The organism is Bacillus sp. GW823-FHT06B01 (assembly GCF_058952315.1).
Genome location: NZ_JBXAHR010000001.1, coordinates 309,706 through 330,683 on the forward strand (window position 1 = coordinate 309,706; position 20,978 = coordinate 330,683).

The window sequence follows — 20,978 nt, forward strand, 5'->3', positions numbered from 1 at the left end:
GAAGAAGCGAAAGTACAAAAAGTAACAAAGCCTAAAGAAGAAGTGAAAGTACAAGAGGTAGTAAAGCCTAAAGAAGAAGTGAAAGTACAAGAAGTAGCAAAGCCTAAGGAAGAAGCGAAAGTACAAAAAGTAACAAAGCCTAAAGAAGAAGTGAAAGTACAAGAGGTAGTAAAGCCTAAAGAAGACGTGAAAGCCCAAGAAGAAGCAAAAGCTAAAGAAGAGGCCGAAGCAAGAGAAATAGCAAAGGCTAAAGAAGAAGAGAAAGCAAGGGAAATAGCAAAGGCTAAAGAAGAAGAGAAAGCAAGGGAAATAGCAAAGGCTAAAGAAGAAGAGAAAGCAAGAGAAATAGCAAAGGCTAAAGAAGAAGAGAAAGCAAGGGAAATAGCAAAGGTTAAGGAAGAAGAGAAAGCAAGAGAAATAGCAAAGGCTAAAGAAGAAGAGAAAGCAAGAGAGATAGCGAAGGCTAAAGAAGAAGAGAAAGCAAGAGAAATAGCAAAAGCTAAGGAAGAAGCAAAAGCAAAAGAAGAGTCTAAAAATAACACACAGTCTGCTAAACGTGAATTAACGGTAGTAGCGACAGCATATACTGCTGATCCAAGTGAAAATGGTACATATGGTGGACGCGTTTTAACTGCGATGGGGCATGATTTAACGACTAATCCGAATATGAGAATTATCGCAGTTGACCCGAAAGTAATTCCTTTAGGATCTAAAGTATGGGTAGAAGGTTATGGAGAAGCTATCGCTGGTGATACGGGAAGTGCAATTAAAGGAAATCGCATTGATGTTTTAATGGGTTCAAAAAGTAAGGCTATGAATTGGGGAAGACAAACTGTTAAAGTGAAAATTCTATAATACATATATTTTTATAGATAGAAGTCAGTTCTCTTTATTGAGACTGGCTTTTATTTTTTCATATGTAAAGATTGTTCAATTATAAAAACTGAAATATAAAGTACATAACGAAAATAAGACTGACATATTCTGTCGGTCTTATTTTCGTATTACAACATCATTAAGAATCGCATCAAATATATCTTTTTGCGTCAAGTTATCTGTAAAAATAGCTTCTCTGGTAACTTCAATTGTATCGTGCGGAGTATACCATTTTTCTAGGGAATCTTCACCAAATTCATGTCGTTTGTCCCTTGTGTTATGTCGTCGAATCGTTTCTTTTAACGATAAATCAAAGTAATATGTATAGACGTTTCCTTCAAAAAAATGTATTAATTCTTTCAGCATATCACCATATCTACGACTGTTTAAAATACCTTCTAAAATAATAAAATCACATTTCCCTTTTCCATACTTCGTAATTTCAAATAGTAAATCATGTGATAAGTTCCCTATCGTATCGTGGACTCTTAGCATATCTCTACGTACAACATCTTGTGATACTAAAAGTGTACCTTGTCCGAAATGTTCTTGTAGTTCTTTTGCGATTGTTGTTTTACCACTTGCGGAGTTTCCTCTAAGAATGATTAAAGTTGATTTAAGGATAGGATTAGACATAAAGTATTCCCCAAAACAATATTGATTATATAGAAAATTTTAACAAATAAAATAAAGAAAGTGTATAATCAATATGATGGATATTTAAAGTAGGATGCTAGATGGCTGATACATTAAAGAATGCACAACCTATATGGAAACGGACATGGTTTCGCTATCTAGAGGCAATGAAAGATTTTACAACAAGAAAAAATATAAATAATTAAAAAGAGGTACTATATGTTATTTCAAAAAGATAATCTATCGGTTCGGTACGTAAAAGAAGAGGATGCATCAATTATTTCAAAATGGTTAACAGACCTAGAAGTACTGCAGTATTACGAAGGGCGAGATAATCCGCAATCTGTAGAAATGGTACTTGATCATTTTATATATAATCCAAATAGTCATGAAAAAAGATGTTTAATAGAGTTTGATGAAATGCCGATTGGTTACATTCAAATGTATCCAGTTGATTCTGAGTGGAAAACATTATATGGCTATGAAAAATCACAAAATATATGGGGAATGGATCAATTTATTGGAGAGCCAACTTACTGGGAAAAAGGAATTGGAACGAAACTCGTTCAGGCAGCAATTACATATATTATGGAGAACGCAGGAGCAGAAGCAATCGCAATGGATCCGAAAGTAAATAATGAACGCGCGATAAACTGTTATAAAAAATGCGGATTTAAAAAGGTGAAGATATTAAAGGAACATGAGCTGCATGAGGGGAAATTAGAAGATTGTTGGATGATGGAATACAAACAAAGGGAGCTGCGCGAAATGAAAAAAGCATTAATTGTAATTGATGTGCAAGCGGGGATGTATACAGCTGGAATGTCAGTACATAATGGGGAAAAGTTTTTACAAACATTGCAAGAACTTATTGGAGAATGTCGTTCAAATGATATTCCGGTTATTTATGTCCAACATAACGGGCCTAAAGGTCATCCGTTAGAAAAAGGTACAGATGGTTGGGGAATACATGCGGCGATTGCTCCGCAAGAAGGGGACAGTATCGTTGAAAAGACGACGCCAGATTCATTCCATAAGACAAACTTAGGCGAAGTGTTACAAGAAAAAGGAATTGAACACGTTATTATTTCAGGGATGCAAACAGAGTACTGTGTGGATACGACAACGCGAAGAGCGTTTAGTGAAGGGTATAAAGTAACGTTAGTGAGTGATGCACATAGTACGTTTGATACAGAAGTGTTACGTGCTGAAGACATTGTGAAGCATCATAACGTAGTGTTTGGAGCGTTTGCTGATGTCGTTTCACTAAACGATTTGAAGGTAGAAGCATAAGTAGGAATGGGGCCATCTCTATATGAGGGGCCTCTTTATTATTGGGATTTTTAAAGTGAAATTAAGATAGAAATAAAACGTTACATTGATTTATACATTAAATCTTCGTAGTGTCAGATGTTATATTTTATAGTATATGTCTCTTTATCATTCGGTACTCTATGTATTAAGAAATAAAAAAGATGAGGCGATTCCCGATAAACAATAATTAAATAAGTATGACAACGTGTCATATTTTTCCGTTGACGTATGACACGTTGTCGTATAGTATTGGATTACGCCTAATTGTGACACGTTGTCACTTATTTGATCGGAGGAATAACAATGCCTAAACAAACATTTTTTAATTTAGAAAGAGAAAAAAAAGAACTATTAATTCAGGCAGCGATGAAAGAATTTTCAAGAGTTCCGTTATTCGAAGCATCGATTTCTAATATTATTAAAGACGCTGGAATACCGAGGGGAAGTTTTTATCAATATTTTGAGGATAAAGAAGATGTTTTCTTCTTTTTATTAAATGATCATTCTAAAAGAGATAATGAAAAATTCATTTCAATATTAAAAGAAAATGAGGGTGATTTATTTGACTCATATATTGAATTGTACCAATATATGCTAGAAAAATTCAAAAACCTAGAAAATCGAAATTTTTTTAGAAATGCCTTTTTAAATATGAATTATAAAGTTGAAAATACATTTACTCGAAATATGAACGAGGATAATCATAAAAATAGATTGTCCGAAATCATGGTCTTAATAAATAAAGAAAAATTAAATATTACAGAAGAACGAGAAATATTTCATGTTATGAAGATTATCACGGCGGTGACTTTTCACAATCTTATTCAAAATTTTGCGAAGGAAATACCATTCGATGAATCGGTGGAAAACTATACTTTAGAAATTTCATTACTAAAAAAAGGGCTCTATAAAAGGGTGGAAAATTAAATGATATCCACAAAAAAAAGTAAGGGATTTAAAAAGGTAATTCTGTTTAGAATTATTTTTCACAATATCATTGGCATATTATCGAAAAATGAGGAGAAATGTAAATATGTTGAAAATATTTAAATACTTAAAACAAAAAGAATGGATACTTATTGTTGCTAGTATTGTGTTCATTGCAGGTCAAGTGTGGTTAGATTTGAAGCTACCAGATTTTATGTCTGAAATTACAACCCTTGTACAGACGAAGGGTAGCGAAACGAGCGAGATATGGGCAGCAGGAGGAAAGATGCTTTTATGTGCTCTCGGCAGTATGATTTTATCAGTTGTTGTTGGTTATTTTGCGGCGAGAGTAGCAACTTCCCTTTCAAAAGAATTGAGAAAAGGGGTATTTAACAAAACGTTATCTTTCTCTATGGAAGAAATTAATGGTTTTTCAACGGCAAGTCTTATTACTCGTTCTACTAATGATATAACGCAAATACAGCAGACTGTTGCAATGGGTCTTCAAGTTATGATTAAAGCTCCTATCCTTGCGGTTTGGGCCATTTTGAAGATTACAGGTAAAAGTTGGGAATGGTCAGCGGCAACAGGAGTAGCAGTCGTTGCTTTGCTTGTAATGATAGGCAGCATTATCATCTTTGTGCTACCGAAATTTAAAGTAGTCCAAAAAATGACAGATAATCTGAACCTAGTAACAAGAGAAGGTTTAACTGGTATTCGTGTTGTTCATGCCTATAACGCACAAGAGTATCAAGAAGCAAAATTTGAAAAAGCAAATGAAGATTTAACAGATACAAATCTTTTGGTGAACCGCCTGATGGCCATTATGCAGCCGGGTATGGGTCTAATTATGTCAGGTTTAACTCTTTCTATCTATTGGATTGGGGCTCATTTGATTATGAATGCAGGTGGAATGGATCGAATCGGTTTGTTCAGTGATATGGTAGTATTTTCGTCTTACGCAATGCAGGTCGTTATGGCGTTTATGTTATTAGCGATGACGTTTATTATGCTGCCGCGTGCTTCAGTATCTGCAGCACGTATTAATGAAGTGTTAGATACCCCTCAGACAATTACGGATGGGGAGATGAAGGCGTCGCCTAAGGGAGTTGAAGGTAAAATCGAACTGCGTAATGTGAGCTTTAAATATCCTGACGCAGGAGAATATGTTTTGAAAGATATTAGTTTTACGGCACATAAAGGTGAAACTGTCGCTTTTATTGGCTCTACTGGTAGTGGCAAAAGTACGCTGATTAATTTGATTCCAAGATTTTATGATGTTTCTGAGGGAGAGGTTATAGTCGACGGGATCAATGTAAAAGAGTATGCACAAGAAGCCCTTCATAATAAGTTTGGTTATGTGTCTCAAAAAGCCGTATTATTTTCAGGTACAGTAAAATCCAATGTGGCATATGGTGATAACGGCCAAACCTTGCCGATAGATGAGGATATCAAAAAAGCGGTGGAAATTGCCCAAGGAAAAGAATTTGTAGAAAAAATGGATGGCGAATATAATGCTGCTATTGCCCAAGGCGGTACAAACCTTTCTGGGGGACAAAAACAACGCCTTTCTATTGCAAGAGCAGTAAGCAAAAATCCTGAAATCTTTATTTTTGATGATTCGTTCTCTGCACTAGATTATAAAACAGATCGTCAGCTTCGTTCTACCTTGAAAAAAGAAACGAAAGGTGCGACGACCTTGATTGTAGCACAGCGAATTGGAACGATTAAAGATGCTGACAAAATCATCGTTCTTGACGAAGGTAAAATAGTAGGTATGGGAACACATGATGAATTGTTGAAAACTTGTAAGACTTATCAGGAAATTGCCTATTCACAACTATCGAAGGAGGAGCTGGGAAATGCGTAATAATCAAACAAATAGTCCTCGAAAAAGTAGCGGTGGCCCAGGAGGAATGGTAGCTCCTGGAGAAAAGCCAAAGAACTTTAAAAAGCCGTGGGGAAAGTTAATTGCCTATTGTAAACCGTATTTACCAGCGATTGTCTTTGCGCTTGTATTGGCAGCTGTAGGAACCATTTTTACTATCATTGGGCCCAATATGCTTAGTGAAATAACTGATTTAATTACGGAGGGTATGGCAGGTAAGATTGATATTACGGCAATAGGAAATATTGCTCTACTTCTTGCTATTTTGTACGGACTGAGTTTTATTTTCAGCTATATTCAGTCGTTTATTATGGCCACTATTACTCAGCGAGTATCCAAACGATTACGTACGGATATTGCTGACAAAATCGATAAATTACCATTAAAATATTTTGACTCTACGACCTATGGAGATGTATTAAGTCGTGTCACAAACGATGTAGATATGATTGGTCAGACTTTAAATCAAAGTGTTGGTTCGTTAGTGACAGCGGTCGTTATGTTCCTAGGGTCTTTAATTATGATGTTCTCAATTAATGTTACGATGACACTTTCGGCTATTGCTGCAACGGCAGTTGGATTTGTATTAATGATTTTCATCATATCCAAATCACAAAAATATTTCATACGCCAGCAGAAAGACCTTGGTAGAATGAATGGGCATATTGAAGAAATTTACTCAGGGCATGATATAGTGAAGGTTTATAACGGCGATAAAGAAGCGAAGCAACAATTTAATAAAATCAATGAAAGCTTGTTTAAAAGTGCGTGGAGATCACAGTTTATGTCAGGGATGATGATGCCCCTTATGATCTTTATTGGAAATTTGGGATATGTTGTTGTTTGTGTAGTAGGTGCTACACTAGCGATGAAAGGTACCATTACATTTGGTGTTATCGTTTCATTTATGGTTTATATTCGTTTATTTACACAGCCATTGTCTCAGTTAGCACAGGCAGCAACAAGTTTGCAGTCAACTTCTGCAGCAAGCGAACGTGTATTTGAATTCTTAGACGAAGATGAGCTTGAAGACGAAAGTGACAAAGAAACTATATTAAATGCCAATGATGTCAAAGGTAATGTGGAATTTAAAAATGTTAAGTTTGGATATACGAAAGAGAAGCTTATTATTAAAGATTTCTCTGCTCATATCAAAGCCGGCCAAAAAGTTGCAATTGTTGGACCTACCGGTGCAGGGAAAACAACGCTTGTTAACCTCCTTATGCGTTTCTATGAAGTTGATAGCGGTGAAATAAAAATTGAGGATGTACCGACTAATTCGATTACTCGTAAAAATGTTCATGATCTATTTTGTATGGTGTTGCAAGATACTTGGTTATTTGAAGGTACGATTAAGGAAAATATAATTTATAACAAAGTAGAAGTAACTGATGAAGAAGTAGTTGCGGCTTGTAAGGCAGTAGGTTTGGACCATTTTATTAGAACTTTGCCTAAAGGTTACGATACAGCTTTAAATGATAAAGCGAGCTTATCTGTAGGGCAAAAACAGCTGCTTACTATTGCAAGGGCCATGGTAAAAAAAGCACCGTTACTTATTTTAGATGAGGCTACTAGTTCCGTTGACACTCGTACTGAAGCGCTTATTCAAGAAGCGATGGATAAATTGATGGTGGGTAAAACATCATTTGTTATTGCACACAGACTTTCAACAATTAGAAATGCCGATTTGATTTTGGTTATGAAAGACGGAGATATTATTGAAAGTGGTAATCACGAAGAGTTAATTGCTGAAAAAGGATTTTATGCGGATTTATACAATAGTCAGTTTGAAGATGCATCTTAAAAATCGAAATGGTTTTGTTTTAAACCGAGAAAAAGCAGCACGAGTTAATAAATAATAAAGGTTGATTATCCCCTTAAAGGAGATAGTGTGAAAAACTACATTTTCAATGTGGAATGTTACACTATACTTGAAGGGGATATTTTCAAGGAGAAAAATATAATCTCATTTCCAAAGTATATAGATGGGAAAAGGGAAAACCGTACATTATTATGGAAATGGCAAACGAAGTTAGGATCCAATTGCTGAAGAATGTGATTATAATTTAAAGCAAAAGTAATACATGTTGCCTCAGTATATAAATAAGCGCTTTGATAATTTCATGTACCGAATTTAGAGTATAGAAAAAGGAGCACCACATAATTAAAAAGGGCGCCCCTGCATCAAAATGTTATTTCTTCTTATCTTTATCCAATATATTCTGCTCTTCAGCAAACTCCGTACCATATGCAAAGCGGCGATTAATATGAATGTTATCATTGTTGTGCCTTGTGTGTGAGTTAGAAAAGCGATGAACGATTACTTCAGATAATGTAAAGACAGTAGCGGAAAGGAAACTACCCCATGCAATTTGCATGTAATTGTCTAATAAAATATTACCGAAAATCCATACGCTTAAATACGTTAGTAAGAAATCCGATATAATGGCACCGGTATTGCCTATTCGGTTTAATATGATTTTATCGACGAACATATAGGAAACGATTGTAACAAAGAGACTAAATGAAATAATTTGGACGAACGTTGCAGGGAAAAATAAAGCGAGTCCAATACTAAATGCGATAATGCACGATATAAATTTGATAAGTACTACAGTAAAACCATTCAATATTTACACCTCCGATTTATACATAGTTTTACAATAAATTTAGGAGTTCATACATTGTAACGAATATATTTACATAAAACTTTTTCATGTTCGTTTTTTTGTCTAAATATTAAAAAAACAAAGAAAAAATGTTATAGTAAAATGAGAGTATATGACATTTTTAGGTAAGGGGGAATCCATGATGTGGATTACTTCAGAAGTAGAAATTCCAGAGGAGTTAATTGATCATCTTGAACAAGGAAAGTTAGTACTATTTGTTGGAGCGGGAGTTTCTATGAAAGGGAAATCAAACTTACCGAATTTTGATGATCTAGTTGATGAGATTGCGAAAACGTTATATGTAGAAACGCGTGAAATAACAGAACCTCATGATTATTATCTTGGTAAAATTGCGAAAACAAAAGATATACATCAAGTTGCAAGAGATTTAGTTCATATTGAAAAATCAAAGCCGAATCCGCTTCATTATGCGATTCCGAGGTTGTTTCCTTTAGATACGGAAGTCCGCATTGTCACGACAAATTTTGATCGGCATTTTACAACTGCGATGAAAGAAATGAATAGAGAATTAAACGTATATTACGCACCTGCGTTACCTACAGGTAGAGCGTTTAAAGGACTCGCTTACATACATGGCAATATAGAACAAGAGAAAGAAGCTTTAATTTTAACAGATGGTGATTTTGGAAGGGCTTACTTGACCGAAGGCTGGGCAAGAAGGTTTTTAGTTGATTTATTCTCGAATTATACTGTTTTATTCGTTGGATATAGCCATAATGACCCAGTAATGAAATATTTGGCTACTGGTTTACCGCCAAGTACAAGGCGTTATGCATTTGTTGCACAAGGGGAAAATACGTACCATTGGGAGCATTTAGGAATACGGCCGATTGTATACCCGAATAAAGGTAATAATCATCAATCTCTTGTTAAAGCAGTGAAGCGATGGGCAGAATTAATGGGAGATAATTATATTACAAAACGAATGCGAATTCGTGACATAGTTACAGTTCCACCGTCAGTAGAGCAGGAACAATTATCATACATAAAACAATCCATAAAAAAAATTGAAACAGTCCGCTACTTTGTTGAATTTGCTCACGATTATGAATGGGTGGAATGGCTTGAAGCGGAAGGGAAATTACAAAATTTATTTTTAGTTACATCAAACGATAATGAGGTAGATGAATTACTTGCAGAATGGTTGGTGGAACAATTTCTTTTTAGTCATCAAAAAGAATTATTTCAATTAATTTTTAAAAATCATTCTAAAATATCTCGGTTATTATGGAGAACAATTTGTAGCTACTTAAACGAAACGAAAATTAAAATGGACCCGTTGTTGTTTGCAAGATGGACACTTCTTTTATTAGAAACAGCTGAAAAAGATAGTAGATCTATTGAAAAAATTTCTTGCTTACTGCAAAAATGTTCTTTTCCTGAGCATAAAGAAATTGCTTTATTATTACTAACGTTTATTTTGGACGGAAAACTGAAATTGAAGCGGGAAAGAAAATGGGGAAATGATACGCAAGAATCAATAGAACTTGAGGAATCGAGTCGTTTACCAGTGTCTACATTTTCTTATGTGGAGCAAATTTGGAATGAGAAGATGAAACCCCATATTTCCTATTACGCCGTACCAATTATGATGATGGGAATAGAGAAGATGCGAATGTTATCACTACGACAAACGGCACTGAAAAAAAAGGATAAGGAAAATGTTGAAAAAGAGTTTCAGCAAAATGATCTTGCATTTTTAATTCAAATTGTAAAAGAGTGTTTAGCCTATTTGTGTGAAAATAATGAAAAAAAAGCAAATTATTATATTACAGAAATGATAGAAGCAAACAGCATGCTTCAGAACCGAATTGCAATTGATGCGATGAATAAAAATATATTCGTTAGCGCCGATGCCAAAATGAAATGGTTGTTACAGGAAGGACTTCTTTTAGATATCACGTATAAACACGAAGTTTTTCAACTTATAAAAAATCATTTCGCACACTCTTTAGAAAAAACAAAGGAAGAGGTTATTCAAATTGTATTGAAGGACCTTGCAGAGGAGAGAGCATTTGATGCTTGTCTAGTTTTAGATTTATTATTCACTTGTGATTCGAATAGTCTATCTACAGCAAAAGGTTATGAGTTAATGAAGCAAAAACATCCTCACTTTCATTCTGATCGATATAGTGTACAAAAGAAAGAGACGGCAGATCAAAGTATTACTTGTAATGTAACTGCTGATGGATTATTGCAGTTGAAAGACGATGAAATTATGAAGCAAGTTCGTCAATTTTCTCAAGATGGTGTTTTTGAACAACGCCATTTTTTAGAGATGTTATCGAAAGCATGTAAGTTGAATACAGAATGGAGTATTTCATTTGCCTATCAATTAGTTGGTATGCACGAAATAAGTAATGAAGTATGGTTTGTTTGTATTAGAGAGTGGCGAAATAACCGAGGATTGACAAATGAACAAATCCAAAAAGTAATTCCGCTATTACAGAAATTTGTTAGAAATACTGCTTTTCATTGGTTAATTAGTAGCTTTCTATATGAGATTAGTAATCGATTAGAAGAGTTAGAGGAAAATAGTATACGCAGTGTGAAACGTTTTGCTTTTTCGGTATTCCCTCAAGTAATGAAAAGTGATACAGATTTTAAGCTTGGAAAACAAGACTTTTACAATGAATCGATTCAGCATCCTGTTGGGAAAATGACAGCTGTATTATTAAAACTGTTATCATATGATCATTTATACGATCGTAATGTATATGAATATTTATTTTTATTTGAAGAACAAGTAAGAGTTAGTAAAGTACGGACAAATTTTATGTTAGCTCGTTTAGTAGCAGATGTTACATTTCTTTATCATATTGAGAAGCAATGGTGCCGAAAATATTTGTTGCCATGCTTAGATTTAAAGAAAGAAAATGAGATTACGAAATATGCATGGGCAGGTTTATGTTACACGCAAATCAATTTACCTTTATTTACAGAAATGAAACGATTTATTAAGTATGCGGTAGAACATTTGGAAGTATTACATCCGCATACGAGGGAAGCTTTCTTGAAATGGCTCAGTTTTGTATTTATTAAATGTGTACTATATTGGGAACAAAAAACAGATTGGTTATACCCGTTACTTATACAAGAAAATGAAGAAAATAAAATTAAATTTATGCAGTTTTTATGCTATTACGTCAAAACGTTAAGTGCAAAAGAACAACAAAAATTTTGGGCATCTTGGCTCAGTGTATTTTTGCGAGAGCGACCGAAAATGGGTGAAATCACAGCTAGAGAATATGTAATGCTTTTGCGTATTATTTTATTTATGGATGAAATAGTAGAAAGAGGATTATCTATAATGAAAACATTTTCAGGTTTGGTTGGAAAAGGGAATCAAACGGAGTTAAAACAGTTGTTTAATGAAATACTTGAAAAGACAGAGAGTATAAAAATGTATAAAGAATTGTATGCAAATGTATTTTTCACTTTACTACAAACGCTTCAAGAAGCCGATTTACTTGAAACTGAAATCATTCAAATAAAAGAAATATTAATCCAGTATGGAGTAGAAAAATATGTATTAAATGCAATAGATAATGAGATAATTCGCATCGGAATTGTTATGGAGAATTTACAAGAAGAAATGTAGGGTGGAAGTGGAATTTCAAAAAAAATATAAAAAGTTGTTGACAGTGTTTTGAAAAGCGTTCTATAATACGAATCATACTTATTCAATTTCAAAAACATTTGAATAAACAAAGTGCAATGAAGAGATCACAGTAGTGGTTAGTCTTACTGTAACAGAGAGCTGGTGGTTGGTGTGAACCAGTACAGGGATAATCATGAATTACAGTCTTGGAGCATCTTTTTCGTAGTAAAGATAGTATTGTCTTTATGAAGAAAAAGCGGTCAATTGATCGTTAACAGTGAAGAGAGGTAGACGGAAAGTTAGTCTACAACTAGGGTGGTACCGCGATAAATATCGTCCCTACTGATTTATTCAGTAGGGACTTTTTGTATTTTAGTGGTCTAACTTGAAAATTAAATATATATGCGTTGAAAGGAAAAGCAGTAGTTGTTGTTTCCCTGTAACAGAGAGCTGGTGGTTGGTGCGAACCAGTACAAAAACAAGAGCGAATTACAGTCCTAGAGCATCTTTTTCGTAGTAAAGATAGTATTGTCTTTATGAAGGGAAAGACGGTCAGATGATCGTTAAAAATGAAGAGAGGTAGACGAAATAAGTCTACAACTAGGGTGGTACCGCGATAAATATCGTCCCTACTGATTGGATCAGTAGGGATTTTTTGTACAAAAAAGTGGGTTTTGATTGAGTTGATAGTGTCCTTATAGAAAGTATTCGTTTAAAATAAGAAGAGGTATCGATTCCACTTAAATTTTGTATAATTTATCAGTTCAGAAAATAGAGAATTTTTCATTCTCTTACTATACTTTTAAAACATTAGAGGAGGATTTCCAAATGGCAAATCATGAATTAGATCAATTACGTAAACAGGTAGATGAAATTAACTTACAACTATTACACCTTTTAAACAAACGTGGTGAAATCGTTCAAAAAATTGGGGAGCAAAAGCAAGTACAGGGTACGAAACGTTTTGATCCAGTACGTGAGCGTGAAGTACTTGATATGATCGCAGAGCATAACGAAGGACCATTCGAAACGTCAACAGTTCAACACATTTTCAAAACAATCTTCAAAGCTAGCTTAGAATTACAAGAAGATGATAACCGTAAAGCATTACTAGTATCACGTAAAAAGAAACAAGAAAATACAATCGTTAATGTGAAAGGTGAATTGATTGGAAACGGAACACAAACGTTCATCATGGGACCTTGTGCGGTAGAAAGCTTAGAGCAAGTTCGCCAAGTAGGGCAAGCGATGAAAGACCAAGGTCTAAAATTAATGCGCGGTGGTGCTTTCAAACCAAGAACATCTCCATACGACTTCCAAGGTTTGGGAGTAGAAGGATTACAAATTTTACGCCAAGTAGCAGATGAGTTCGACTTAGCGATCATTAGTGAAATCTTAAATCCGAACGATGTTGAAATGGCATTAGACTACGTTGATGTAATTCAAGTTGGTGCACGTAACATGCAAAACTTCGATTTATTACGAGCTGTAGGTAAAGTTAACAAGCCAGTATTATTAAAACGTGGATTAGCAGCAACAATTGATGAGTTCATTAACGCAGCTGAGTACATCATTGCACAAGGTAACGACCAAATTATTCTATGTGAGCGTGGTATCCGCACATACGAAAGAGCGACACGTAACACATTAGACATTTCAGCAGTACCGATTTTAAAGAAAGAAACACATTTACCAGTAATCGTTGACGTAACGCATTCAACTGGACGCAGAGATTTATTATTACCAACAGCGAAAGCAGCACTTGCAATTGGCGCAGATGCAGTAATGGCTGAAGTACACCCAGACCCAGCGGTTGCATTATCAGATTCTGCACAACAAATGGATATTCCAGAATTCCATAGATTCATGGATGAGTTAAAAGGTTTCAAAAATAAATTATCTTAATTCCATATCATATATGCGCTGAAAAGGAAACAGTAGTGCTTATCTCACTGTTAAAGAGAGCTGATGGTCGGTGTGAATCAGTACAAAGGTAAGCATGAATTACAACCTTGGAGCATCTTTTCCGCCAACTTTTGGAGGGAAAGACGGTCAAACGATCGTTACAGAAGAAGAGAGGTAGACGATAGTTGTCTACAACTAGGGTGGTACCGCGATAAACATCGTCCCTACTGAGCGCTCAGTAGGGACTTTTTTGTACAAAAAAATAGTAAAGGGGCAAGAGAAATGAGATACATTACAGCTGGAGAATCACATGGACCACAGTTAACAGTTATTTTAGAAGGTGTACCAGCAGGTTTAACATTAACATCGGAACATATTAATAAAGAATTATTAAGAAGACAAAAAGGGCACGGACGCGGAAGACGCATGCAAATAGAAACTGATACAGTTGAAATTGTAAGTGGTGTTCGCCATGGGATGACACTTGGCTCACCAATAACGTTAATCGTTAAAAATGATGATTTCAAACATTGGACGAAAGTAATGGGTGCAGAGCCAATTTCGGAAAAAGAAAGTAAAGATATGAAACGTACAATTACAAAACCACGTCCAGGACATGCAGATTTAAACGGTGCAATTAAATATGGACATCGTGATATAAGAAACGTATTAGAGCGCTCATCTGCAAGAGAAACGACAGTTCGTGTAGCTGCTGGTGCAGTTGCGAAACAAATTTTGAAAGAATTAGGCGTAGAAATTGCAGGGCATGTTCTTGAAATTGGTGGGGTACAAGCGAAACGAATTTCAAACTTACCAATAGAAGAAATTCAAACGATTACTGAAAATTCACCAGTTCGATGTTTAGATAAAGAAGTAGAACAAGTGATGATGGATGCAATAGATAACGCTAAAAGTAGTGGGGATTCAATCGGCGGTATTGTTGAAGTCATTGCAGAAGGTATGCCAATTGGCGTTGGTAGTTACGTTCATTACGATCGTAAATTAGATGCAAAACTTGCTGGTGCAATTATGAGTATTAATGCATTTAAAGGTGCTGAAATTGGCGTTGGTTTTGAAGCAGCAAGACAGCCAGGAAGTAAAGTACACGATGAAATATTATGGGATGAAGAAAATGGATACACGAGAAAAACGAATAATGCCGGCGGTTTAGAAGGCGGTATGACAACAGGAATGCCAATTGTCGTAAGAGGTGTTATGAAGCCAATACCTACATTATATAAACCGTTAGCAAGTGTTGACATTGATACGAAAGAAGCATTCCAAGCGAGTATTGAAAGATCTGATAGTTGTGCAGTACCAGCAGCAGGTGTAGTAGCTGAATCTGTTGTAGCATGGGAACTTGCACATGCACTAGTCGAACAATTCGGAAAAGATCGTATGGATTTAATTCAGCAAAACATTACGCAACATAATAAATACGCAAAAGAATTTTAATAAAAAGGTGGTTTTAACATGCAAGTAAAAGATCAACTATCATCATTACAACCATATAAACCAGGTAAATCACCTGAACAAATGAAAGAAGTGTACGGAGATCATTCATTTGTCAAATTAGCATCAAATGAAAATCCATTCGGCTGCTCACCACGTGTTTTAGATGAGTTGCAAAAATCGTGGTTGGAACATGCTTTATATCCTGACGGAGGTGCTACAGCACTCCGTCAAACAATTGCAAATAAGTTACATGTTCAAATGGAACAAATACTTTGCGGTAGTGGTTTAGATGAAGTCATTCAAATAATAAGCCGTGCAGTACTTAAAGCAGGAGATAACATCGTAACGGCTGGTGCAACATTCCCGCAGTACCGTCATCATGCAATTATTGAAGGTTGTGAAGTGAAAGAAATCCCTTTAAATAACGGTGTATACGATTTAGACGAAATTTCGTCAGCAATAAATAATAAGACGAAAATCGTATGGATTTGTAATCCGAACAACCCGACAGGCACATATGTGAATGATCGAAAATTGACTCAATTTATTGAAGGTATTAGTGAAAATACGTTAATTGTCATTGATGAAGCGTACTATGAATACGTAACAGCAAAGGATTTCCCAGAGACATTACCGCTTTTAGAAAAACATAAAAATATTCTTGTACTTAGAACATTTTCTAAAGCGTACGGATTAGCTTCTTTCCGCGTTGGATATGCAATTGGACAGGAAGAGCTAATCGAGAAATTAAATGTCGTACGTTTGCCATTTAACGTATCTTCATTAGCGCAAAAAGCAGCGACGATTGCTTTTAGTGATGACGAGTTTATTGAGGAAATAGTTCGTGTGAATACAGAGGGATTACAACAATACGAAAGCTTTTGTAAGAAAAATGAAATTCCGTTTTATCCATCGCAAACAAATTTCATCTTCTTGCCAGTTGAGAATGCTGGGGAGATTTATGAAGCTTGTGCACACGCAGGATTTATTATTCGTCCGTTCCCAAATGGTGTCCGTATTACAGTCGGAACAAGGGAGCAAAATGAAGGAGTGATTTTAGTGTTAAAACAACACTTTCAAAATAAAAAAAGAAAGTCTCGAGATGAGGAAAATGCGTAAAAATGTAGTTTTAATTGGAACTGGTTTAATCGGAGGCTCTCTCGCATTAGCAATTAAGAAAGAGCACGATGTAACGATAACAGGTTATGATATATTTCAAGAACAAGTAGAGCGTGCAAAAGAATTACATGTAGTAGATGAAGTAGCAGTAGATTTACAGCATGCATGTGAAGAGGCGCATTTAATTGTGTTTGCTTCTCCAGTTGAAGAAACGAAGAAGTTATTACACAAATTAGCGTCATTTCATTTACGAGAAGATGTTATTGTAACAGATGTTGGTAGTACAAAAGGGACGATCATGAATGAAGCGGAAGCTTTATTTTCAAAGGAAGTATCTTTCATTGGTGGACATCCGATGGCAGGTTCTCATAAAACGGGAGTTGAAAGTGCAAAAGCACATTTATTTGAAAATGCATTTTATATTTTAACGCCGATGAATCATGTGCCAAATGAACATGTGGAAGAACTGAAGTGTTGGTTACAAGGAACAGGATCTCATTTTCTCGTTCTAAATACAGAGGAACATGATTATGTAACAGGGATCGTTAGTCATTTTCCGCATCTTATCGCAGCTGGATTAGTAAAGCAAGTGGAGAAACATGCAGGAGATAATCCACTCATTCATCAACTAGCTGCCGGAGGGTTTAAAGACATTACACGTATCGCATCCAGTAGCCCAAAAATGTGGAGTGATATTGTTAAGCAAAATCGCGAGCATTTAATGGTATTATTAAAAGAGTGGATCTCTGAAATGGAAGATTTATATGATACAGTTTCTACCGGAGATGCAGGCGAGATCCAAAACTATTTTGCAGACGCGAAAGAATACCGTGACTCTTTACCAGTACGAAAGAGAGGGGCAATTCCTGCCTATCACGACTTATACGTCGATGTTTTAGATAAAGTAGGGGCATTGGCTCATATTACGAGTATTTTGGCACGTGAAGAAATTAGTATTACGAACTTGCAAATATTAGAAGCACGTGAAGGGTTGCTTGGGGTATTACGTATTAGCTTCCAAAGAGAAGAAGATCGTATGAAAGCAAAGCTAGCGCTTAGAGAAGAAAAATACCAAACTTATGAAACAATTTAAATGAGAAGGTGAAAACATGAAGGAAAGAACAATAGAACCTGTTAATAACGGATTAAATGGTATTATTACAATTCCAGGAGATAAATCCATTTCACACCGCGCTGTCATGTTCGGCGCAATTGCAGAAGGAAAAACAACAATTAAAGGTTTCTTGCCCGGTGCAGACTGTTTAAGTACAATTTCTTGCTTTAAAGAAATGGGAGTAGAAATCGTGCAAAACGGTGATGAAGTCACTGTAGTTGGTAAAGGATTAGAAGGCTTACAAGAACCGAAAGCTGTATTAGATGTTGGTAATTCTGGTACAACAATACGTTTAATGTCTGGAATTTTGGCAAATACAACATTTTTCTCTTGCGTACAAGGTGATGCATCTATCGCAAAAAGACCGATGAAACGTGTTACAAATCCATTAAAACAAATGGGTGCAAACATTGATGGCCGTGAAGAAGGGACGTTTACACCGTTAACAATACGTGGTGGAGATTTAAAAGCAATTGAATACACTTCACCTGTAGCGAGTGCGCAAGTAAAGTCAGCTATTTTACTTGCAGGTCTTCGTGCAGAAGGTGTAACAGCTGTTACAGAACCACATATTTCACGTGATCATACGGAAAGAATGCTTGAAGCATTTGGTGTTAACGTAACTCGCGAGGGAAAAACAGTGAAACTTGCAGGTGGACAGAAGTTAACAGCGACAGACGTTCAAGTACCAGGTGACGTATCATCAGCAGCATTTTTCTTAGTAGCAGGCGCAATTATTCCAAATAGTAAACTAGTATTACAAAATGTAGGGATGAACCCAACTCGTACAGGTATTATTGATATTTTAGAGAAAATGGGTGCTACGTTCACTGTAGAGCCAATTAACGAAGGATCATCAGAACCAGCAGCAAACGTTACGATCGAAACATCTTCATTAAAAGGAATTGAAATTGGCGGAGATATTATTCCAAGATTAATCGATGAAATTCCTGTTATCGCCTTAGCGGCAACGCAAGCAGAAGGAATTACAGTAATTAAAGATGCTCACGAATTAAAAGTAAAAGAAACGAACCGTATCGATACAGTCGTTGCGGAGTTAACGAAACTAGGAGCGCGCATAGAAGCAACTGATGACGGGATGATTATTTACGGGAAATCAGCATTAAAAGGCAATACAGTAAATAGTTACGGTGATCACCGCATCGGAATGATGCTTGCAATTGCCGGCTGTCTAGCAGAAGGAAAAACAACAATTGAAGACGCAGAAGCAGTAGGCGTATCATATCCTACATTCTTCGAAGAACTTCAAAAGTTAGCCAAATAAAGTGATAAAAAGCAGATACGGGATGTATCTGCTTTTTATATTGAATTCGTGTCGTTAAGTCCATATAATTTCATTCACCGCACTGGAATATTGAGAATTATGGTACAATTCAAACAAGGAATGGAGGAGAAATATATGAACGTTATACGATTAAAAGAAGATAGATTTAGCGAAGCATTACGCTTATCGGAATACGCTTTTCAATATAAAGTTGATGAGGAAAGATTGCAACAACAACTTACAAAGATGAAAGAAAGTCATGAAATATACGGTATTATGGAAGGGAAAGATTTAGCAGCAAAACTGCATCTTATTCCGTTTCATATATACATAGGCAAAGAAAAATTTAAAATGGGAGGCGTTGCAGGGGTAGCGACGTATCCAGAGTATAGAAGAAGCGGGTATGTAAAAGAATTGCTTCAACACTCACTTCAAACGATGAAAAATGACGGATATACAGTATCAATGCTACATCCATTTGCTGTTTCATTTTACCGTAAATACGGCTGGGAACTTTGTGCGAATCTCTTTGTATGTCATATGACAAAGAGTGATTTAGTTATGAAAAAACAAGTAAATGGTACTGTAAAACGTTTCAATAAAGAAAATCACCCAGAAGAGGTCGAAATGATTTATGAAACATTTGCAGAACGTTTTTCCGGTATGCTAGTTCGCGATGAAAAATGGTGGTTACAAGCTGTTTATGATGATTTAACATTAGCGATTTATTCCGATAAAAATAAAACGGCAGCTGGCTATATGTTATATAAAATTGAAAAAAACAAAATGACAGTAGAGGAATTTGTTCCACTGCATAATGAAGCGCGAAATGGTCTGTGGAACTTTATTTGCCAGCATGATTCTATGATTAAAGAACTTGAAATGACAGTAAGTGAAAATGAACCGTTATTATATACACTAAAAGAGCCACGCGTGAAAGCAGAAATAAAGCCATATTTTATGGGCAGAATTGTAGATGTGGAGCAGTTCTTAAAAAAATATGAGTTGAATTGGAACAATGCACAGCAAGAACTAATTTTACATATTACCGATTCATTTGCACCGTGGAATAACGTATCGGTGAGGCTTGCAAATCATGAAATAACAATTATGAAAGAGGAAACAATAGATAAAGGAATTAAGCTAGATATAAACGCATTATCTACAATAATGTTTGGCTATAAACGTCCGTTACAACTGAAGGAATTAGAATTCATTAGCGGAAGTGAAGAGGAAATACGAGCGTTTGAGGATATAGTTCCGGTACGAGAAGCATTTATTTATGATTTCTTTTAAAAAATAGGGCTGTCCAAAATCAAATTTTGGGACAGCTTTCTCTTTGGTTGTCGGTTTTTGTCGGTAAGTCGATATATTTTGAAAATCGCTGATATAATTGGAGATGCGCCGATATATCCTGAGAATCGCTGATATATTCTAATAATCGTTGATATAATTTTTTCACTAAAACGCAACCATACTTTGTCACGCACTTGACTTTTATTCCCTGTAATTTATAATTAAAAACGGAATGAATTTTCATTCCTGAAAATAGAGGTGGAAAAAAATGGCTAAAAACAAACAAGAGGATATTTTTGATGCTGCGATGCAACTTTTCGCAGAGCGTGGTTACGATGGTACGACAATTCCAATGATTGCTGAAAAAGCAAAGGTCGGTGCGGGTACTATTTATCGCTACTTTGAAAATAAAGAGGCGCTTGTTAACTCATTATTTTCAAAAAGTATGTTAGAGCTTTCTGAAATGATAAAAACGGATTTTCCTGTTGAAGCAAATATCCGTGAACAGTTTAGTCATACGTACAACCGTTTATTTGAATTTGCGAGAAACAATGTGGACGCTTTTTTATTTACAAATTCTCACTGCGATAGTTATTTTCTTGACGAACAGAGTAAGAAAATATTTGACGATTTTATAGGCTTCTTTATGAATATTATTGAAGAAGGAATCGCAAAAGGTTTTCTACGTCCATTGCCTCCAGTTGCTTTAATTATTATTGTATATCAACCGCTAGAAAAACTAACGAAGGTAATTGCAACAGGGCAATTAGAATACTCAAAAGAATTAGTAAAAGAATTGGAAGAAAGTTCTTGGAACGCTATTAGAATCATTTGATTCTATAGCTAATAAGTATAGGAATGAATATTCATTC

15 protein-coding genes, 1 pseudogene and 3 other annotated features are annotated in these 20,978 nt (G+C 35.4%); of the genes and pseudogenes, 14 read left to right on the plus strand and 2 right to left on the minus strand.

The features are described from left to right. A partial coding sequence (locus AC1Q8N_RS01630) for a 3D domain-containing protein (RefSeq protein ID WP_493521028.1) occupies positions 1 to 855 on the plus strand: 855 nt, incomplete at its 5' end. Between the two features lie 138 nt (positions 856 to 993). On the opposite strand, the gene AC1Q8N_RS01635 is transcribed toward AC1Q8N_RS01630, so the two are convergent. Beyond that, positions 994 to 1,512, minus strand: coding sequence for a kinase (locus AC1Q8N_RS01635; RefSeq protein ID WP_048547592.1), 519 nt, complete (start codon positions 1,510 to 1,512; stop codon positions 994 to 996). Positions 1,513 to 1,731: 219 nt separating this feature from the next. On the opposite strand from AC1Q8N_RS01635, the pseudogene AC1Q8N_RS01640 reads away from it, so the two are divergent. The 5 genes and pseudogenes from AC1Q8N_RS01640 to AC1Q8N_RS01660 all read left to right on the plus strand — a co-directional run. Beyond that, positions 1,732 to 2,265: pseudogene (locus tag AC1Q8N_RS01640) on the plus strand (GNAT family N-acetyltransferase); the annotation flags it as partial. A gap of 15 nt (positions 2,266 to 2,280) precedes the next feature. Then, complete coding sequence (locus tag AC1Q8N_RS01645) at positions 2,281 to 2,805, plus strand: cysteine hydrolase family protein (protein ID WP_048547889.1); 525 nt, start codon at positions 2,281 to 2,283, stop codon at positions 2,803 to 2,805. Positions 2,806 to 3,129: 324 nt separating this feature from the next. After that, a complete protein-coding gene (locus AC1Q8N_RS01650) occupies positions 3,130 to 3,753 on the plus strand; it encodes a TetR/AcrR family transcriptional regulator (protein WP_048547590.1) in 624 nt (207 codons plus the stop codon). A 106-nt stretch (positions 3,754 to 3,859) separates the two neighbouring features. Continuing rightward, positions 3,860 to 5,623 carry an ABC transporter ATP-binding protein gene (locus AC1Q8N_RS01655; protein ID WP_493521029.1) on the plus strand — a complete coding sequence of 588 codons (1,764 nt, stop codon included), beginning with the start codon at positions 3,860 to 3,862 and terminating at the stop codon, positions 5,621 to 5,623. Next, complete coding sequence (locus tag AC1Q8N_RS01660) at positions 5,616 to 7,445, plus strand: ABC transporter ATP-binding protein (protein WP_493521030.1); 1,830 nt, start codon at positions 5,616 to 5,618, stop codon at positions 7,443 to 7,445. Before AC1Q8N_RS01655 ends, AC1Q8N_RS01660 begins: the two co-directional genes overlap by 8 nt. 388 nt (positions 7,446 to 7,833) lie before the next feature. On the opposite strand, the gene AC1Q8N_RS01665 is transcribed toward AC1Q8N_RS01660, so the two are convergent. Then, positions 7,834 to 8,271 carry a YndM family protein gene (locus tag AC1Q8N_RS01665; protein WP_098577112.1) on the minus strand — a complete coding sequence of 146 codons (438 nt, stop codon included), beginning with the start codon at positions 8,269 to 8,271 and terminating at the stop codon, positions 7,834 to 7,836. 181 nt (positions 8,272 to 8,452) lie between these two features. Between AC1Q8N_RS01665 and AC1Q8N_RS01670 the strand changes: the two genes are divergently transcribed. The 8 genes from AC1Q8N_RS01670 to AC1Q8N_RS01705 all read left to right on the plus strand — a co-directional run bounded on the left by AC1Q8N_RS01670 (position 8,453) and on the right by AC1Q8N_RS01705 (position 20,941). Further along, positions 8,453 to 11,932 carry a DUF4020 domain-containing protein gene (locus tag AC1Q8N_RS01670; protein ID WP_493521031.1) on the plus strand — a complete coding sequence of 1,160 codons (3,480 nt, stop codon included), beginning with the start codon at positions 8,453 to 8,455 and terminating at the stop codon, positions 11,930 to 11,932. Between the two features lie 107 nt (positions 11,933 to 12,039). After that, positions 12,040 to 12,276 (plus strand) — a binding site (T-box leader). A 54-nt stretch (positions 12,277 to 12,330) separates the two neighbouring features. Then, positions 12,331 to 12,566: a binding site (T-box leader), on the plus strand. 194 nt (positions 12,567 to 12,760) lie between these two features. Then, complete coding sequence (locus AC1Q8N_RS01675) at positions 12,761 to 13,837, plus strand: bifunctional 3-deoxy-7-phosphoheptulonate synthase/chorismate mutase (RefSeq protein WP_001273578.1); 1,077 nt, start codon at positions 12,761 to 12,763, stop codon at positions 13,835 to 13,837. A gap of 9 nt (positions 13,838 to 13,846) precedes the next feature. After that, positions 13,847 to 14,066 (plus strand) — a binding site (T-box leader). 53 nt (positions 14,067 to 14,119) lie between these two features. Next, positions 14,120 to 15,292, plus strand: a complete 1,173-nt coding sequence (gene aroC / locus AC1Q8N_RS01680) for a chorismate synthase (RefSeq protein ID WP_098068007.1) — start codon at positions 14,120 to 14,122, stop codon at positions 15,290 to 15,292. Positions 15,293 to 15,310: 18 nt separating this feature from the next. Next, on the plus strand, positions 15,311 to 16,411 hold the full coding sequence (gene hisC, locus AC1Q8N_RS01685) for a histidinol-phosphate transaminase (protein ID WP_098079245.1): 1,101 nt from the start codon (positions 15,311 to 15,313) through the stop codon (positions 16,409 to 16,411). Beyond that, entirely contained in the window at positions 16,404 to 17,504 is a 1,101-nt protein-coding gene (tyrA, locus tag AC1Q8N_RS01690) for a prephenate dehydrogenase (protein WP_048547887.1), read from the plus strand. Before hisC ends, tyrA begins: the two co-directional genes overlap by 8 nt. A 16-nt stretch (positions 17,505 to 17,520) precedes the next feature. Further along, complete coding sequence (gene aroA, locus AC1Q8N_RS01695) at positions 17,521 to 18,810, plus strand: 3-phosphoshikimate 1-carboxyvinyltransferase (protein WP_493521032.1); 1,290 nt, start codon at positions 17,521 to 17,523, stop codon at positions 18,808 to 18,810. Positions 18,811 to 18,945: 135 nt separating this feature from the next. Next, positions 18,946 to 20,106: a GNAT family N-acetyltransferase gene (locus AC1Q8N_RS01700; protein ID WP_116443012.1), complete on the plus strand. Its 1,161-nt coding sequence runs from the start codon at positions 18,946 to 18,948 to the stop codon at positions 20,104 to 20,106. Positions 20,107 to 20,374: 268 nt separating this feature from the next. Next, positions 20,375 to 20,941 (plus strand): TetR/AcrR family transcriptional regulator, encoded by a 567-nt coding sequence (locus AC1Q8N_RS01705; protein WP_048547573.1) that lies wholly within the window; start codon positions 20,375 to 20,377, stop codon positions 20,939 to 20,941. Positions 20,942 to 20,978: the final 37 nt, after the last annotated feature.

What these genes read in the sequence shown, in the direction of transcription:
- AC1Q8N_RS01635 (WP_048547592.1), bottom strand. Translation starts at nt 1,512, where the DNA reads ATGTCTAATCCTATCCTTAAATCAACTTTAATCATTCTTAGAGGAAAC.
- AC1Q8N_RS01645 (WP_048547889.1), top strand. Translation starts at nt 2,281, where the DNA reads ATGAAAAAAGCATTAATTGTAATTGATGTGCAAGCGGGGATGTATACA.
- AC1Q8N_RS01650 (WP_048547590.1), top strand. Translation starts at nt 3,130, where the DNA reads ATGCCTAAACAAACATTTTTTAATTTAGAAAGAGAAAAAAAAGAACTA.
- AC1Q8N_RS01655 (WP_493521029.1), top strand. Translation starts at nt 3,860, where the DNA reads ATGTTGAAAATATTTAAATACTTAAAACAAAAAGAATGGATACTTATT.
- AC1Q8N_RS01660 (WP_493521030.1), top strand. Translation starts at nt 5,616, where the DNA reads ATGCGTAATAATCAAACAAATAGTCCTCGAAAAAGTAGCGGTGGCCCA.
- AC1Q8N_RS01670 (WP_493521031.1), top strand. Translation starts at nt 8,453, where the DNA reads ATGTGGATTACTTCAGAAGTAGAAATTCCAGAGGAGTTAATTGATCAT.
- AC1Q8N_RS01675 (WP_001273578.1), top strand. Translation starts at nt 12,761, where the DNA reads ATGGCAAATCATGAATTAGATCAATTACGTAAACAGGTAGATGAAATT.
- aroC (WP_098068007.1), top strand. Translation starts at nt 14,120, where the DNA reads ATGAGATACATTACAGCTGGAGAATCACATGGACCACAGTTAACAGTT.
- hisC (WP_098079245.1), top strand. Translation starts at nt 15,311, where the DNA reads ATGCAAGTAAAAGATCAACTATCATCATTACAACCATATAAACCAGGT.
- tyrA (WP_048547887.1), top strand. Translation starts at nt 16,404, where the DNA reads ATGCGTAAAAATGTAGTTTTAATTGGAACTGGTTTAATCGGAGGCTCT.
- aroA (WP_493521032.1), top strand. Translation starts at nt 17,521, where the DNA reads ATGAAGGAAAGAACAATAGAACCTGTTAATAACGGATTAAATGGTATT.
- AC1Q8N_RS01700 (WP_116443012.1), top strand. Translation starts at nt 18,946, where the DNA reads ATGAACGTTATACGATTAAAAGAAGATAGATTTAGCGAAGCATTACGC.
- AC1Q8N_RS01705 (WP_048547573.1), top strand. Translation starts at nt 20,375, where the DNA reads ATGGCTAAAAACAAACAAGAGGATATTTTTGATGCTGCGATGCAACTT.